Annotated in this window: 15 protein-coding genes and 1 pseudogene; 11 read left to right on the forward strand and 5 right to left on the reverse strand. The window is 31.9% G+C overall.

What is annotated here, in order from left to right; genetic code table 11:
- Positions 1-193 precede the first annotated feature (193 nt).
- From ACNQGB_RS13395 to ACNQGB_RS13415, 5 genes are all read right to left on the reverse strand, one after another.
- Positions 194-1,249, reverse strand: a complete 1,056-nt coding sequence (locus tag ACNQGB_RS13395) for a nucleotidyl transferase AbiEii/AbiGii toxin family protein (RefSeq protein WP_417944400.1) — start codon at positions 1,247-1,249, stop codon at positions 194-196.
- A gap of 27 nt (positions 1,250-1,276) precedes the next feature.
- Complete coding sequence (locus ACNQGB_RS13400) at positions 1,277-2,005, reverse strand: DUF6577 family protein (protein ID WP_417944401.1); 729 nt, start codon at positions 2,003-2,005, stop codon at positions 1,277-1,279.
- Between the two features lie 231 nt (positions 2,006-2,236).
- Complete coding sequence (locus ACNQGB_RS13405; protein ID WP_417944402.1) at positions 2,237-4,774, reverse strand: TonB-dependent receptor; 2,538 nt, start codon at positions 4,772-4,774, stop codon at positions 2,237-2,239.
- A 9-nt stretch (positions 4,775-4,783) separates the two neighbouring features.
- Entirely contained in the window at positions 4,784-5,683 is a 900-nt protein-coding gene (locus ACNQGB_RS13410) for a FecR family protein (protein ID WP_417944403.1), read from the reverse strand.
- Positions 5,684-5,728: 45 nt separating this feature from the next.
- Positions 5,729-6,250 carry an RNA polymerase sigma factor gene (locus ACNQGB_RS13415; RefSeq protein ID WP_417944404.1) on the reverse strand — a complete coding sequence of 174 codons (522 nt, stop codon included), beginning with the start codon at positions 6,248-6,250 and terminating at the stop codon, positions 5,729-5,731.
- Positions 6,251-6,478: 228 nt separating this feature from the next.
- On the opposite strand from ACNQGB_RS13415, the gene ACNQGB_RS13420 reads away from it, so the two are divergent.
- From ACNQGB_RS13420 to ACNQGB_RS13470, 11 genes and pseudogenes are all read left to right on the forward strand, one after another.
- Positions 6,479-7,510 (forward strand): hypothetical protein, encoded by a 1,032-nt coding sequence (locus tag ACNQGB_RS13420; RefSeq protein ID WP_417944405.1) that lies wholly within the window; start codon positions 6,479-6,481, stop codon positions 7,508-7,510.
- Positions 7,511-7,650: 140 nt separating this feature from the next.
- On the forward strand, positions 7,651-8,373 hold the full coding sequence (locus ACNQGB_RS13425) for a hypothetical protein (protein WP_417944406.1): 723 nt from the start codon (positions 7,651-7,653) through the stop codon (positions 8,371-8,373).
- 167 nt (positions 8,374-8,540) lie between these two features.
- A pseudogene (locus ACNQGB_RS13430) lies at positions 8,541-8,939 on the forward strand (transposase); the annotation flags it as partial.
- A 544-nt stretch (positions 8,940-9,483) separates the two neighbouring features.
- Positions 9,484-9,852, forward strand: coding sequence for a hypothetical protein (locus tag ACNQGB_RS13435; protein ID WP_417944407.1), 369 nt, complete (start codon positions 9,484-9,486; stop codon positions 9,850-9,852).
- Positions 9,853-10,005: 153 nt separating this feature from the next.
- Positions 10,006-10,908, forward strand: coding sequence for a DUF3347 domain-containing protein (locus tag ACNQGB_RS13440; protein WP_417944408.1), 903 nt, complete (start codon positions 10,006-10,008; stop codon positions 10,906-10,908).
- 18 nt (positions 10,909-10,926) lie between these two features.
- Positions 10,927-11,979, forward strand: a complete 1,053-nt coding sequence (locus tag ACNQGB_RS13445) for a YncE family protein (RefSeq protein ID WP_417944409.1) — start codon at positions 10,927-10,929, stop codon at positions 11,977-11,979.
- A 43-nt stretch (positions 11,980-12,022) separates the two neighbouring features.
- The gene (locus ACNQGB_RS13450; RefSeq protein WP_417944410.1) at positions 12,023-12,757 is read left to right on the forward strand and encodes a DUF3347 domain-containing protein; all 735 of its coding nucleotides are present in this window, start codon (positions 12,023-12,025) and stop codon (positions 12,755-12,757) included.
- A gap of 1 nt (position 12,758) precedes the next feature.
- Complete coding sequence (locus ACNQGB_RS13455; protein WP_417944411.1) at positions 12,759-13,229, forward strand: heme-binding domain-containing protein; 471 nt, start codon at positions 12,759-12,761, stop codon at positions 13,227-13,229.
- 5 nt (positions 13,230-13,234) lie between these two features.
- Positions 13,235-14,530: an efflux RND transporter permease subunit gene (locus ACNQGB_RS13460; protein WP_416856331.1), complete on the forward strand. Its 1,296-nt coding sequence runs from the start codon at positions 13,235-13,237 to the stop codon at positions 14,528-14,530.
- Positions 14,527-16,464, forward strand: a complete 1,938-nt coding sequence (locus tag ACNQGB_RS13465) for an efflux RND transporter permease subunit (protein ID WP_417944412.1) — start codon at positions 14,527-14,529, stop codon at positions 16,462-16,464. Before ACNQGB_RS13460 ends, ACNQGB_RS13465 begins: the two co-directional genes overlap by 4 nt.
- The gene (locus ACNQGB_RS13470) at positions 16,451-17,707 is read left to right on the forward strand and encodes a TolC family protein (RefSeq protein WP_417944413.1); all 1,257 of its coding nucleotides are present in this window, start codon (positions 16,451-16,453) and stop codon (positions 17,705-17,707) included. Before ACNQGB_RS13465 ends, ACNQGB_RS13470 begins: the two co-directional genes overlap by 14 nt.
- The last annotated feature ends 1 nt before the right edge of the window (position 17,708 follow it).

Genomic DNA, 17,708 nt, shown 5'->3' on the forward strand with positions numbered 1-17,708 from the left:
TGTAATTTAAAAGACATTGAATAATCTTTTTGAGTCCGCTTCACATAGTGTGTTTCTTTATGTTTTTCCATTAGGATACTTTTTGTGTATCGCTATTTCAGGACGGGACACTGCTTTCATTAAAAAGCCTTCTAATTGCGAGAGTTTTATTTTATCGTTTTTCATTGTTTATTTTTATAAAGTAAAATTGAATCTACTTTAAGATTATAAATTCAAAGCTTTTATACCAATAGTAAAAAGCTTCTGGGTTGTTCTTTTTTAACTTGTTTAATTTATTGTATTCTTGGTTTTCAATCAACCAATCTTTTATTTCTAAAGGGTTTTTAAACCTTTCAATTTTTATTTCATTTTCGGAATGTATTAGCTTGGTTAGGTAAGCCACTTTTGCTGCTGCAGTTATAGCTTCGTCAATATTAAATCTATCAATTGTAAAATTGGTGAAATTTCGAATACCTAATTGCAAGTGATTGTATTCTTCTGATTTTGTATCACGTTCCGCTAATAAGAAACAGGCTGACAGAGTATCTTCTAATACTTCCTTGGCAGTACAATCTAATTTTCGGAAACCGATTTCTTCTTGGACTACTTTGTCATAGCTTTTTTTAACTATTTTCAAATTAGTGATATTATCGAATAGAAAAGCAATGTCGTACAACTGTTTTATAATTTCTACTGGACGGTTTTTACTGTATAATATGCCAGTTGTTTTGGGTGCGAATGCTGTTAATTTATCGCCTAAGATAGAGTCAAATGTTGGCATTGCAATTATAACATCTTCTCCTGAAGTAGCAAGCCATGAGTGCTTTATTGGGAGTTCTCGAACTTCTGGGTATGGATTTGGTGTGTAGAGTAAGTCTAAAAGAATTGGTTCTATGTTGCCATCCACTACGCTTTTATAATACATTTTGAAATGCCCTATAGGTGCATCGGGGGTGTGTTTGCGGTTGTTGTCGTCTTCCCAACTGATAAAGGTTTTTTCAGTAACTATTTTTTGTAAAACGGCACTTATTTCTTTTTCCGTATGTTCTGTGATAATATCGATGTCAATGGAAAAACGTTTGGGGGTTTCGGTTGCCAGTAACAAGGCTGTTCCTCCTTTGAATGTAAAGTTTAATCCTTTTAATTGTAGTTGTTCTAATAAGGTTAGTGCCCAAATTACTTTTTCAATTAATTTGGGATCAATACGACTTCCTAACTTATTTTTCAAGCTGGTGATCCATTCTATCTGTTGTGTTTTGTGGTCAATCATAGTTGTTAACTTTTGGCAAAAAATACATTAATTTGCCAAAACTAAATTAATTTTTTTTTCGATTTCCTGCTCTCTGTTTCTGCGCATTGCGTATCGTTTCATTTTTGCGATATTGACAGGGTATTTTTTGAATGCTGTATTAAAAATAAAATCGAGTTCACCTTGTTGCGCTGCAAATAGGTCCTTATCAATGATCATATCTACTAACAATTTTTCCAAAGAAGGGATTTCGATTTTATTGATTTGCATTGTTGGTGATTCTGTTACCAAGTTTTTAATTATAGTAACTTCTCCGATGTTTGTGCTTATGTACCTCTCAAATATCTCTTCATCGGGATTGAGGTATACATTTTTGGTGCTTTCGCTAATACTATTGAAGACTTGTTCTATAGCTTCTTTTTCAGTTTCCACTATCGTGAAGTTTTTAAACGTTTGGTGTCGCATTAGGTCATTAATCCATTTTGTATTCCAAACACAAATTTTTATGAACGGAAATTCTTTATGAATTTTATTATATACCTTTTTCAGACCTTGATTAATTTCGGGTTGGAAATTTGATTTACTTGAAATTGTGTAAATTCCTCGTGATGGATTATTGATTATGCCCGCCTTTTTAAGCTTAGAAAGATAAACGGTAATAGTGCTTTCCGTTAGATCCGGAAAATCATTTACTATTTTTTGTACCAGTTTCTCCCTAGAAAGTTGATTTTCAGTTTCAAAGTAATTGTGAATTGTATTTTCAAGCGTTTTTGTCAAAAGGTCTATTTTAAAAGTGAAGGTACTACTTTTTTTAAAAAAATTAATTTTTGGCAGTAAAATTATTTTTTTGCCAAAACTTAATTATTATTTTATAGAGTGTATTTCACTTTATACAGAAAACCAACATCGTTTGTCTGGAGTATTTTATCAAAAGCAATTAGGTTAAAAAATGGCCCGCATTCAATATAAAACTTGCTTTACTTGGAAAATAACAATAACCGTCAAGGTTTAATACGTTACTCTAAAGCTTAAATTTGGTGTGCGTCGAAGTGAAAAAGTTTTTATATCTTCTATAGAATTGGTTACTGCATTTATTCTATAATATTCATTGATTTCATTTTTTCGATTCAATATATTCAATAAAGAGAACCCCAATTTATATTGAGCTCGATCTAAGCTTTCCCATTTGTACGTTGCCGAAAAATTAACTTGAAAAAAGTCATCTAATATTTTATTGTTTGGGGTATTATAATCAATCTTTGGATTAGAGAAATTACTGTAATTTATACTTGAACTCACAGGAGTGGTCTCGGGTTTTCCAGAATACCACTTTGAACCCAATGCTATTTTTAGATTTTTTCTTTCATAGATTCCAGCCCAAGAGATAATATGGTCTAATTTAAAGTTATTTGGAAATACAGGTTGTTCTAAATCTGGAAAGTGATAATTATTAATATTGTAAGTATAACTAAACCAAGTAATAAAATGGTTTATCTTTTTTTGAACCAGCATTTCAATTCCTAAAACTTTATAATCGCCATTAGTTTTAACAAATTCTAGTTGGTTTTGAAATTCTTGACTGGAGCTATTAATGCCCGTTACTTTTTTATAAAAATTCTCTATAGTAAATAACCAATTATTTTTGTTGTAAAATAAACTAATTGATGCTTGTTTACTTCTTTGAATGGGTATTGTTGTGTTATTTGACAATATCCATCTTCTTTTTTCAATACCAAAATAATCATTTTGCAGATCAATAACCTGATAAGAATTTTGACTTTTAAACTCTCCTAACACTTCTAAATTAAAATATTTTGTGATGGAATAATTAAATTGTAATCGTGGTTCTAAAAGGTTTTTTTTAAATTGTTCGATATAGTTTAATCGCAATCCAGCATTAAAATATATTTTAGATATTGTATCATTATATTTTGCTTCAATTATAAGTGCGTGAATTCGTAAAACTTCTTTAATTCTTCTATAAAATATAGGACTGTTTATTTCATCTGCATTTATGGTCGCAATTTCGTTGAATTGATATCCATTTTTAAGGGTGAATTTCGAATTAATTGCATGAGTATTTTCAAGCTTCAAGCCGTTGTCTAACACTTCGTTTTTTTGTTTTACAATTTGATTATCTTGTATTTGGTTTTTTTCGGCATTTAGCACATATGAAGAAGTATACGCATTCAAATGAGAGCTGTTTTTAGTATTCCAGTGTCGCATCCATGAGAGATTACCTCCATAATTTTTTTGATTTAAAATATTATTTTCAGACTGGATTTGAGAACTGTTGTTTGTTGTTTGAAAAATTTTCAGCTGATCGTTAATTGTAATAAAATCTAAAATAAAATGATTTTTTTGTCCTATTTGTTGAGAATATTTTGCCGTAATATCGTAAAAATTAAATTTTTCGTCACCTGAATAATTTATATTTTGATTATTATAAAAATTAGTAATACTTGTATTTTGGAAGGCTTTATTATAATACTCTTTGTAAGTAGGTGTTTTTACTAAATCGGTTATGGATTTTCTTCCTGCAATTTCTATAAAACTTTTTTTGGAGATTTTAAACTTTGAATATACATCGGCATTTATCATGTTTATTCCTGCACTAATACTGTTTTTTTTTAAATTATTGGTGTTTGAAGAAATATCCACAACGCTTGAAACACCTTCTCCATAAAAAGCAGAAGTCCCATTTTTAGTAATAGAAACGGTATGGGCTAAATTAGGATTGAACGCCGAAATTAATCCAAAAAAATGTCCCGTTTGATACATTTTGATTCCATTCCACAAAAACAAATTTTGATCATGCGTGCCTCCTCTTACATTAATACTTGAGATGCTTTCGTCAGCACTATAAATACCCGGAATTTGCAACAAAGTTTGTAAAACATCCGGTTCAATTAAGCCAGGTAATATTCCAAGTTTTTTGGGTTTAATTTCAAAAGTTCCATTAATTTTTTTTGAGATTCCAGATGTTAAAAGATTATTCGCAATTATATTATTTAATTCAGAAACTTCCACTTCTAGGTAAATTTTTGAACAATTTATATTTTGTAAATCAGAAACAGAAATTTTTTTAGTCGTGTACCCAATGTTACTAATTAATAAATAAGTGTACTTTTCTTTTTTTAGTTCAAAATATCCTTTTATATTGGTTGAAGTACTAAGTGCATCTTCAAACTTAATATTCACATTTTCCAGTGGGGAATTATCTTCTTTAGAATATACATATCCACAAATATTCTTTTTTTCTATGCTATTATTGCTGTAAATGGTGATGAATTTATTATCGATATTTTCAAAGAACAAATTCGTTTTTTTTTCAAGATAACTGATCTTCTTGTTCAAAGACAATGATTTTTTTGGAGGTACAATTTTAATTTCAACTATCTCATTGTCAATGTAATTAAAATAAATAAGATGTTGTTTCTCAATAGTTTGCAGGATATCTTTTAATGCAATTGGTTCACTTCTGTTTTGAGCTGTCATACTCAAGACAAAAATTAGGCAAAAAAATAAAACAGAAGTGTATTTCATTTAAAAAATTTATTTTCCTTCAAAAATTATTTTGTTTGCAGTAATTTTTTTGGATTCTAAATGATAGGTTGTGGTAATAATTTGAAGAGCAACATCAAGATTGTTACTTGGGATTTTTCCAGTAAATAATGCACTCGAATATTTTGTTTTCACTTCAATAGAAACATCGTATTGCCTTTGTATTTCATCTAAAATGTTGTGTAAATTTTCTTTATTGAAAGCAATTGTGTTTTCCATCCATTCTGGTTTAGCGATAGCAATTGTTGAGTTTATTTGTTTTCCTTCTACAAAATAAACAACTTGTCCAGGTGATAAAATCAATTCTTTTTCTTGGTACTTTACGAGTACCCTTCCTTCAAAACATGTTACGTCCAAACGATCTTTCCGTACTTTTACATTAAATTGAGTTCCAAGAACAGCAACTTTTCCAAGGACAGTTGTAACTTCAAATTTTTCACCTTTTGCTACTTTAAAATAGGCTTCCCCATCCAACTCAAGGTTTCTATTTTTGTCCCAATTCCATTTTTTATATTTAATTTCAGAGCCGGCATTTAGAACTACTTTAGAATTATCTGGTAATAAGAAAGTGGTTTTTTTACCATTAAGAGCATAATGTGTTTGTAACGCAAAATTTTGCATCATAAATACAATTCCTATCCCAATAACGAAAACGGCAGCCGCTTTGAATAACCATTTTTTGTAGGAAGGAATAATTTTAGGTATTATTTTTTTGTGATTAATAACATGCTCTAAAACTTTCTCTTCATTAAATAGCGGTACTTCTAAATGAGCAGTATAATTTTTAATTTGTTCGTATTTTTCATTATCAGGATTAGCTTTGAATTCAGCTAATTGATCTTCTGTTAATTCGTTGTTTAGCCATTGTGCTAAAATGTATTTTTTTTCCATTGCACTAATCGTATTATATTTAAAACAAGTAAAAACAAATTTACCCTACTTTATTGTATCAATTTCTTTTCGTAGTTCAATTAAAGCCAAGTGTATCCGCTTTTCAACTGCTTTTACACTGATATTTAATTCCGTTGCTATTTCGCTATATTTCTTACCGTCTATACGATGCATCAAAAAAGCAACTCGCTGTGTTTCTTTTAAATTCTCGATTGATTTTAAGAGCTTACTTTTAAATTGTTTTTCTTCGAGTATAAATTCTGGAGTTTCATTTGTGTTATTATGACCGACAAAATTTTTTTCATATTGCAAAACTACTTTTTGATGTGCAATCTCGTTAAGAGAGCTATTATTTGCGATGGTGTAGATATAAGATTTCGCTTTATCAATGGGTACTGTAGCACAGTTTTGCCAGAGTTTAATAAAAGCTTCTTGCGTTATATCATCGGCTTGATCTTTATTCCCATATTTATAAAAAAGAAAATTGCGAAGCGCTTTCGCATGACTTTTAAAAAATATTGAAAAAATAATCTTATCACAAGTATTTGATAATGAAAATATTGTCATTTATTTCGTAATTTTTTGCTCTACAAAGATATATTTATTTTTAAATTTTGGTAGGGTAATATAGCTCTAAACTGTTTTAGTATTAAACCGTTACTTTTTTAATATAGAATAAGCGAAATGAAAACGGTCTATAAACATCGAAGCGAATACGCAGAACGGAATTCTATGCCACAAAAAACAATATAAAAAATATCAGTTCGTTATTTTACATATTAATTAATACTATATATGAAAACAATTAAATATTTATTAATGTGCCTTGCGGTAGTGCTATTTATTTCGTGTCAAGATGAGGAAACTTTGGTTATCCAAGACATTACACAAAATTTAACAGCTACATCTCCGCTCGCTAGTCTGATTTCTAGGGTATCACAAAACCCAACGGCTAAGGATAATATTTTGGATAATTCAAGTTGTTTTAACGTTTTGTTACCGGTTAGCGTTATTGTAAATGAAAAGAATATTACAGTGTCTAGCCAAAATGATTATGTAGTAGTTCAAAACGCATTAGATGCTTTTTCAAATGATGATGATGTAGTAAACTTTGTATATCCAATTACAATCCAATATCAAAATTTCAAGACAGAACTAATTAGAAATTCGGATCAATTAGAGAATGTTATTGATAATTGTGATGATGATGACGGGTTTGAAGAGATTGAGTGCCTAAGTATAAATTATCCCATAAAGATTAACATTTATAATGCAAATAATCAAATTGCAAACACTATTACTATTCAAAACGATAAGGATTTATATAACTTTTTAAAAGATTTAGAAAGTAATGTGTTTATATCTATCAGCTATCCAATTTCTATTATAAACTCTAAGGGTCAAAATGTTGTAATTACAAATAACTCTAATTTTGAAAATAGCATTGAAGAGGGAATTAAAGATTGTAATACTAATTCAGGCTCTGTAGGAAATCAGAATTTTGTTTCGATTTTGACAAATGGAACTTGGCACGTATCTTATTATTTTGATGATAGTGATGAAACTTTAAATTACAATGGATATAATTTTACTTTCAATTCTAACGAAACTGTTACGGTTGTGAAAGAAAAAAATACTATCGCCGGAAATTGGTCCACTTTTGTAAATAATAGTCAAGATATATTTCTGTTAAAACTTGAAGACAGTAAATTAGATGACTTGGAGGACGATTGGAAAATTTCAGAATTTACAACTACAAACGTTAGACTGAAAAATAAAAGTAGCAGCGATGGAACAACTGATTATCTGTATTTCACAAAGAATTAATTAATACAAAACATAAAAACCTAGTTATTGCAAATTTTAAAGAAACTTTTTTTATTCATACAATTATTAAAATTGTTTGTCACAACCATTAATTATTAACCCCTAATTACATATTATTTAATCTTAAAAAAATGAAAAAAATGAAAAAAACATCGATTTTAGCATTACTTGTCATTGTGATGAGTTCTTGCACAAATGACCCATCTACAAGCGGTAACGTTACATTAAAAGCTTCATCCTTTTCTGCAACAGGAAAAACGTCTACAACTGCTCGTACTGCGGCATCAACAGTTGTGTTCAACGAGTTTAAAATAAACATTGGAAAGATAAAATTTGAAATAGATGAAGAAGATGATCAATATAATCTTTCAGATCCTTTTTATGATGATGACGTAAAACTGGTAGGTCCTTTTTTAGTAGATATTTTAGATCCTAACCTAACTTTGACTCAGTTTATAACTTCTGTTAATATCCCCAATGCCAAGTATGAGGAAATTGAATTTAAATTTGAAAAAAGTATTGTACCGGGCGAAATGTTAGGTAAAACTTTTTTAATTAAAGGTACAATAAACGGTAAAAACTTTATAATCTGGAGTGGAAAAGATGCTGAACTTGAAATGGATTTTGAAGATCCAACTAAAGATTTTATAGTTAGCGGTAACGATATGTCACTTAACATAAAAATTCATCTTGATGCCATAATGGCAAAACTTATTACTTTAGCTAATCAAAATTTATTGATGGATACAGATGGGGATGGAGTTATCGAAATTAGTACCGATAACGACGATGGTAATCAGAATATTGGAGAGCAAATAAAAAACTTACTTGAAAATGAAACAGACTTAGATGACAAGGATTAATTAAATTAAAACGGATTTGTAAAAAAAGACACTATCTTTAAAAGAGGCCACTGAAAAGTCTTTTAGTAATTAATTGTTTAATAAAAAGGAGTAGAAAACTTTAATTTTTCACTCCTTTTTTCACGTTTTTGAATGTCATCATAATGCTATTCAGATGATGAGGTACAATAACAAAAAAACTCAATGCCATTCTTCGTTATTATGATGGAATCGTTCCTAATGGTAATGTGCTCAGAAAAATCAATAAGTTGATCGATTTTTCATTTATCTACATAGAGTGCTAAATTAATACGGGACAAATAATAGTCGCACAGCAAGAGTCCTCTTTAGTGTAGCGTTTCCGTTTTGATATGTCCTTTAAGTATTTTTTGGAAATGGCACCAGAAAAAAAAGTTATCAATTCTAGTACGTTTAGAAACTACGTTTGAAGGACACAGGCTTATTAAATCTATTGATTGGTAAAACGTAACTTATAGCCGTTGGAAAAGGAATTATCCGTTCTAAGTCTATTAGTTGATGTCATACATGCTTTATCGAGATCAAATCCAAATTCGGCAATTCAAGTATTCCTCTTCCCTATAAAACTATCAGTTTGCAAATATTAATGATCATTTAGATAAGAAAGGCAAATTCTGTCTTTAAATATGTTTATGCTCTATTATATGGATTTGTATTACACGCAGAAAATAAAACAAAAATTTGATAGGATTTGAAAAGCTTTAAAAATCTTTTGCAAACAGTTTTTTACGATTACGGTAATCGAATTAACAATTACTACAAATTTAATTAATCATAAATACTAGAAAAATTTCGAAGTAATTTTCGAACTATATAAATACCGCAAAAATCAAATGAATTTGGAGATTTATACTTTTTGTGGTCGTTAGGGAGTTAAAACTATTACTTCACTAAAATTAAAGCATTTTAAAAGTTATTTTTTTAAATAACAAAGATTAAAGGAATTAGTCTTTATCTATTCGCTTCCCTAATAATGCTTTTAATGAGAATAAAAATCAAAGCTAAGTAGTAGTAAAAAAAAATCAGCAAGTCTTTAACGTGTATTAGGATTATTTTTCTAACTTTGTTACAATATTTAGATTTTCTATACAAATGAAAAAGTTTCACATTTTATTAATCGTTGTTCTTGGTTTCTTCTTGATGCCAGCAGTAACTTTTGCGTGTGAAAATAATTCATCGAAACATTCTTCTTCAAAAGAGACTTCCTCAAAAATGGATAAAGATGATTGTTATAATAACGATAGTCATTCAAAAACTAAAAACCACGAAGGTTGCGGAGGAAAATGCAGCCATTCTAAATGTGGTTGTGCTTCTTCTTGCAACACATCCGTTTCTATTAATGAATTGAACTTTAATAGAAATATTTTTAATTTCTTTTCAGAAAAACAAAGTTTTTACAATTACGAAACCTCCATTTCTTCTGGTTTCGATTCTCTATGGCTTATACCAAAAATAGGCTAAATTTTAAATTTGACAGCCATAATTGTGTCAAAAAAAAGCAATTATTGCTTTAAAATCATTTATTTGCTCAGTTAATTTCATTTTCAAAAAGGTGGCTTTGTTATGCTGTCATTTTGTTCTTGTTTAACTAATTCAATTTAAAATTATTTTACAATGAAATCACTAAAAAAAGTAGTGGTGACAATAGCACTATTGTTATCATTCGTGGTATCCAATGCGCAAATCAAAAACTTTAAAACCGAAACCGTAAAAATATTCGGGAATTGCGGAATGTGCGAAACCACCATAGAAAAAGCAGGAGGTATCAGGAAAATTTCCAATGTTGATTGGAATAAAGACACCAAAATGGCTACGCTCACTTATGATGCTAAAAAAACCAATCAGGATGAAATCTTAAAACGTATTGCACTTGCGGGTTATGATAGCGAAAAATTCCTTGCTCCAGATGATGTATATAATAATCTTCATGGCTGTTGTCAATATGATAGAGAGGCAAAAGTTGCAGTAAAAACAGAAACTAAACCGGAACCGAGTGATAGCGAACAGGCAAAGCAAATGGCAACTATTGAAAATCATAGCGCTCACGCCAATAAATCAGAAACTCAAAAAATAGAACAAGTAACTCAAAATCAATTAAAATCAGTATTTGATAATTACTTTTTATTGAAAGATGCTTTAATAAAAACGGATGGTAAAGCAGCTTCAATACAATCTAAAGAATTGCTTTCGGCTATCAATGCCGTAAAAATGGAAACATTGAAAATGGAAGAGCATATGGTTTGGATGAAAGTAATGAATGAGTTGAAAGAAGATGCCAAACATATTTCCGAAACACAAGATGTAAAACACCAAAGAGACTATTTTATGACTTTATCAAAAAATATGTATGAACTTCTGAAAGTTTCAAAAGCGGAAACGCCAATTTATTATCAGTTTTGCCCAATGGCAAATGGTGGTAAAGGTGCTAATTGGTTGAGCAAAGAAAATACTATTAAAAACCCATTTTACGGTTCACAAATGTTGAGTTGTGGCAAGACAGTAGAAACAATTAAATAATTTATAAATAAATAATATATGAAGACTATTTTTTTTACCGCTTCAATAATTGGAGTTATGCTTTTATCATCTTGCAGCGAAGACCACAATATGGATATGACAAATCCAGTATTAAATGTAAATTATACTGCTGCTTATGTTGTCAATGGCGAAGACGCAACAATTTCAGTAATCAAATTATCAACTAATGAAGTTATAGGAACTATTCCATTAATGGGAACTGGCAATAATATGATAATGTGGCCACACCATATATCTTCACATGGAAATCATCTTGCAATTGGAGTTCCAGGGATGGATTTAAGCGCAGGACACGCAGTAACAGGAACTATGTCTGGTAAACTTGTTGTTATTGATGCAACAACTGGTTCAATTGTTAAAAACATGGGTTTACCTGTAATGAACCACAATACTATTTATTCTCCAAATGGTTCAGAAATTTGGGTGCCTCAAATGGATATGAACGGAAAAGTATTGGTTTATAATGCTTCTACCTATGCATTAACAAACACAATTACTGTGGGTATGATGCCAGCAGAATTAACTTTTTCTTCGGACGGCACAAAAGCCTATGTTGCTAATGGCGATGATGATACAATATCTGTAATCAATGTGTCAACAAAAGCAGTTGTTGCAACGGTTACGGTTGGTGACAATCCTGTTGGTGCTTGGACGGGTAGCGATGGTAAAATGTATGTGGATAACGAAGACGGACAATCTATTTCTGTTATCAATGTGGCTACAAATGCCGTTGACCAAACTATTGTTTTAGGATTTATGCCCGGAATAGCTTCCCACAACGGAACAAAAAGCGAGTTATGGGTTTCAGATCCAATGGCTGGAAAAGTACATTACTGGACTTGGAATACTGCAATGATGATGTGGATGCACGGCGGAGCTTTTAATACTGGTGCTGGAGCTCACGCAATTTCGTTCACTACCGACGGAAACACTGCTTATGTGACCAATCAAGTAGCAAATACAGTTTCTGTTGTAAATGTTATCAATCATACCGTTACTAAAACAATCAATGTTGGTAAAAAACCAAATGGTGTTGTAATAAAAATGTAAACTTTAAAATATCTAAAAATAACAATTAATAAATTTAAAAAAAATGAAAAATCTAATCCTTTCAGCCATAGCAATGGCATTTGTACTAGTTTCTTGTAATCAAAAAAATAAAGAAGCTGTAACAACTGATCCAGAAAAAATAGAAAGTACTTCACAATTGTATGCGTGTTCTATGCACCCCGAGGTAACAGGGAAAAAAGGAGAAAAATGTTCAAAATGTGGAATGGAATTAACCGAACCAGTTGTACTAAATGAAGCAGCGCATGATCATACTGATGGTAGTCTTAGTCATGATGATGCAACAACAGTTGAAGTTAATACTGACGCTACATCGGTTACCCGAACAACATTTTCTATAAATGAAATAATTTTTGATTATTTAAAACTAAAAAACGCACTCACAAAAGACGATACAAAAGGAGCAGCCAATGCGGGTAAAACATTATATGCAACTTTCAATAAACTCAATACCAATACAATAGATCCAAAATTAAAAACAGAATATATTGATATTGCTGATGATGCTAAAGAACACACAGAACACATTGGCGATAATGTTGGAAAAATTGACCACCAAAGAGAACATTTTGTGATGTTGAGTAAAGATGTGAATGATTTGATAAAAATATTTGGAGCAAAACAAAAACTATATCAAGACTTTTGTCCTATGTATAATGATGGAAAAGGTGCTATTTGGATAAGTGAAAGCAAAGAAATAAAAAATCCTTACTACGGTTCGAAAATGCTTACTTGTGGTTCTATGAAAAAACAATTATAAAATGAAAAAAATCATCAAGAAAATACTCATAATTGGGTTTGTTATTTTTTTGTTGATGCAGTTATATCAACCTGCTCGTAATGAAAGTTATGAGCAGGAATTAACTGCGAATTTCACAAAAATGTACGATGTTCCTAAAGATGTTGAAACTATTTTACGGACATCTTGCTACGATTGTCACAGTAACAATACAAATTATCCTTGGTATTCATACATTCAACCAACACGGTTTTTTATGGAAGAACACATTAAAGATGGAAAGAAAGATTTAAACTTTAATGGATTCGGAAACTACTCCAAGCGAAAACAAGAAAACAAATTAGAAGCTATCATCAAACAAATAAAATCTGATGAAATGCCCTTAGCGTCCTACACGTTACTTCATAAAAATGCAATAGTAACACCTGATCAAAAAGAGGAAGTAATCAATTGGATAAATAAAATAAAAGATAGTCTTTCATTAGAAAACTAAATGTCATGGTAGAAAAATTAATATCATTCTCGTTAAAGAATAGATTTGTTGTCCTTCTCGTTTCGGCCTGCTTATTTGCTTGGGGTATTTATAGTGTGCAACAAAATCCTATAGATGCAATTCCTGATTTATCAGAAAATCAAGTCATTGTTTTTACAGAATGGATGGGAAGAAGTCCACAGGTTATAGAAGCACAAGTAACCTATCCTTTGGTTTCTAACCTGCAAGGAATACCAAAAATTAAAAACATTCGTGGAGCTTCCATGTTTGGGATGAGTTTTGTCTATATTATTTTTGAAGATGATGTTGATGTTTATTGGGCAAGAACCCGCGTACTGGAAAGATTAAATTATGCCCAACGATTGCTGCCTCAAAATGTTGTCCCAACCTTAGGCCCCGATGGTACTGGGGTAGGACATATTTTTTGGTATCATTTAGAAACCAACGGTATGGACTTAGGAGAGCAACGCGCTTTGCAGGATTGGTATGTGAAATTTGCATTGCAGACCGTTCCTGGCGTGGCCGAAGTGGCTTCTTTTGGAGGTTTTGAAAAACAATATCAATTGGTGTTAGATCCTTTAAAAATGCAGTACTATAATGTAAGCATGATGGAGGTGATGAATGCTGTCAAGGCAAACAACAACGATGTTGGCGGGCGAAAATTTGAAATGAGCAATATGGCCTACATTGTAAGAGGATTGGGCTACATAAAGAACATAAAAGATGTCGAAGATATCACGGTTAAAAATTATAATGCGGTTCCTGTAAGAGTAAAAGATCTGGGTTCCATACAAATGGGAGGTGATTTGCGTTTGGGAATTTTTGATGAGAATGGTACAGGAGAAGTAGTAGGCGGAATTGTAGTTATGCGCTATGGCGAAAATGCCGATAAAGTGATAAAAGCGGTTAAACTAAAAATGAAAGAAGTCGAAAAAGGACTCCCAGAAGGCGTTTCTTTTAAAACTTCCTATGATAGAAGCGAACTCATAGAACAAGCTATCGAATCTGTCAAAGGAACTTTAATCGAAGAAATGATTGTTGTTTCTATAGTCATCCTTCTGTTTCTTTTTCATTGGCGAAGTGCTTTAATCATCCTTATTCAGCTTCCAATTTCCGTTGCTGTTGGTTTTATTTTGCTCCAGACTTTCGGGATTTCATCCAATATTATGTCATTAACCGGTATCGCTCTCGCAATAGGCGTTGTGGTTGATGATGGGATTGTGATGGTTGAAAATGCGTATCGGACAATTTCGGAGAAACAGGAAGAAATGGATAGTAATCAACAATCGATTGAAAAATGAAAAATTTCATAAAAAAAATATTTAAAAAAGAACACGACCCATTATCTTCCGAAGAAAAACTGAAGATCATTGAGGCTTCCTCCAAATTGGTTGGACCAGGTGTTTTTTACTCCACCATAATTGTAATTACTTCGTTTTTGCCGGTATTTCTTCTTACGGGAATGGAAGGTAAACTGTTTAGTCCACTGGCTTGGACAAAATCGTTTATCCTTATTGTAGATGCTTTTTTGGCCATTTCACTTACACCTGTTTTGATCAGTTTTTTACTCAAAGGCAAACTTCGCCCAGAGGCAAAAAACCCAATTAACAAAAAACTGGAAAGTATTTACACCCCTATTCTGACTTTTTCTTTGAAATGGAGAAAAACAGTGTTGGGTTTAAACATTATTGCTTTACTAATTGGCGTATTGATGTTTACGCGTCTGGGCTCAGAATTCATGCCTCCATTAGATGAAGGTTCTGTTCTGTTTATGCCGGTTACCTTGCCCGATGTTTCTAATTCCGAAGTAAAACGAATTTTACAGGTGCAGGATAAATTGATAAAATCGATACCCGAAGTCGCCCATGTTTTAGGAAAAGCCGGAAGGGCGAATACCGCGACCGACAATAGCCCCATAAGTATGATTGAAACGATTGTTTTGCTAAAACCCCAAAACGAATGGAGAGAGGGGAAAAACAAGAATGACATTGTAACCGAAATAAACAATAAACTGCAAATTCCCGGTGTAACGAATGGTTTTACCCAGCCTATTATCAATCGGATCAATATGCTTTCTACCGGTATCCGAACTGATGTGGGCATAAAAGTTTACGGAGCCGATTTAGATACCATAAATGCTTTATCCCAAAAAATCAAAAAAGCACTCGAAGGAACGGCCGGAATAAAAGATTTATATTCCGAACCTATAACAGGCGGAAAATATATTGATATTGAAGCAAAGCGGGAGGCAATAGGTCGATACGGACTTACTATTGACGATGTGAATAACGTTGTCGAAGCCGCTATTGGCGGGATGAAACTGACTACAACTATCGAAGGAAGGCAACGTTTTTCGGTAAATGCGAGATATGCTCAGGAATACCGAAACAGTATTGAAGCCCTGAAAAAACTGCAAGTGCAAACCATGCAATACGGACCAATTCCTTTGGAAGCCGTTGCTGACGTAAAAATAAGCGATGGACCACCCATGATAAACAGCGAAAATGCGATGCTTCGTGGAAGCGTATTATTTAATGTTCGGGAACGTGATTTGGGAAGCACCGTAAAAGAAGCGCAGAAAAAACTGAACGCAATGATAACAAAAATGCCCAAAGGGTATTATGTGGAATGGAGCGGACAATGGGAAAACCAAATCAGAGCCAACAAAACATTAAGTATGATATTGCCCATCGTTGTTATTATAATTTTCCTGATTTTATACTTTACATATCATTCGATGAAAGAAGCTTTAATCACTATGATAACAGTGCCATTTGCTTTAATTGGAGGGATTTTTATGGTCTATTTTTATGGCATTAACTTATCGGTGGCGGTGGCTGTTGGTTTTATTGCGTTATTCGGAATGGCCATAGAAACTGCGATGCTAATGACCATTTATTTGAATGAATCCATGAATAAAATGGTGGCAAAATATGGCAACAGTGCAACAACCATTACCGAGGCCATTTTAAGACAGTATATTATTGACGGTTCAGCCAAAAGGCTTCGACCAAAACTAATGACGGTTTCTGTTTCGCTATTTGGATTAATCCCCATTCTTTGGGCAACAGGAACGGGTGCCGATGTGATGCTCCCTATTACTGTTCCACTTATTGGTGGTACAATCACCTCAACTATTTATGTATTATTGGTAACACCTGTTGTTTTTGAAATGGTAAAACTCCGTGAATTAAAAACAAAAGGTAAAATAGAACTTATAGATGTTAAAGAATAACTATTTTCTCGTTATGAGCTGTTTGCTTTTATGTACCGCTAATGTAGTGGCGCAAACACTTTCGTTGGATAATGTTTTGACGAATATTAAAACAAACAATCCACAATTAAAAATGTATGATGCCGATATTCAAAGCATGGATGCAGCGGCAAAAGGTGCCAAAAGTTGGATGCCGCCACAAGTGAGTACCGGGTTTTTTATGACCCCTTACAATCCCAAAATGTGGAAAGCCGACGAAATGAACCCAGGAATGGGCAATTATATGTTAGGCGTTACGCAAATGATCCCTAATGCTTCAAAACTAAAAGCGGATTACAACTATATGAATACGATGTCTTCGGTCGAAGCCGAAAACAAAAATTACACCATCAATCAGTTAAATGCTTTAGCGAAAACGAATTATTACCAATGGCTGGTACTCACCAAAAAAGTAAAAATTGCCAATGATAATCTATTGCTTTTAGAATATATGATTAAAAGTATGGAAATTCGATACCAGTATAATATGGATAAATTGCCAACCTATTATAAAGCAAAATCGCAATACAGCATATTACAGAATATGATAGTAATGCTACAAAATGACATCTCTCAAAAACGAATTATGCTTAATACATTGATGGCAAGAGATAAAAACACCTCTTTTGAGATAGATTCAAACTATAAATTAAAAGATTTTGATGTGATGAAATCGGATACCACTTCACTTTCCCAAAACCGAAGCGATGTGAAGGCTATTGAAAAAACAATGGCATTAAATCAATTGAAAATAAAAGCCGAAAAGACAAAATTATTACCGGAATTTGGTGTTAAATATGAGCACATGTTTGCATTTGGAGAAGATCCAAACCAATTCACTTTGATGCTTATGGTTAATATTCCTTTTGCGCCGTGGTCATCAAAAATGAATAAAGCTAACATTAATAGTTTTCGAATTAAAAACGAAAGCCTGAACTGGCAAAAACAGATGATTTTGAACGAAGCTACCGGGATGATTTCAGGGATGAATACCGAACTCGGAAACTTAAAAAAACAATATGATATCGTTGAAAAAAATATCATTCCAGCCTTACGAAGAAATTATGATACCGCAATAATAGCCTGGCAAAATAATACCGGCGATTTATTTATTGTTCTGAATGCCTGGGAAGCATTAAATATGGCTCAAATAGATGCCTTAGATAAATTACAAACTATTTTGACGACACAAGTGGAAATTGAAAAACAACTGGAAACAAAATAAT

It is taken from the genome of Flavobacterium frigidum (genome assembly GCF_048286795.2).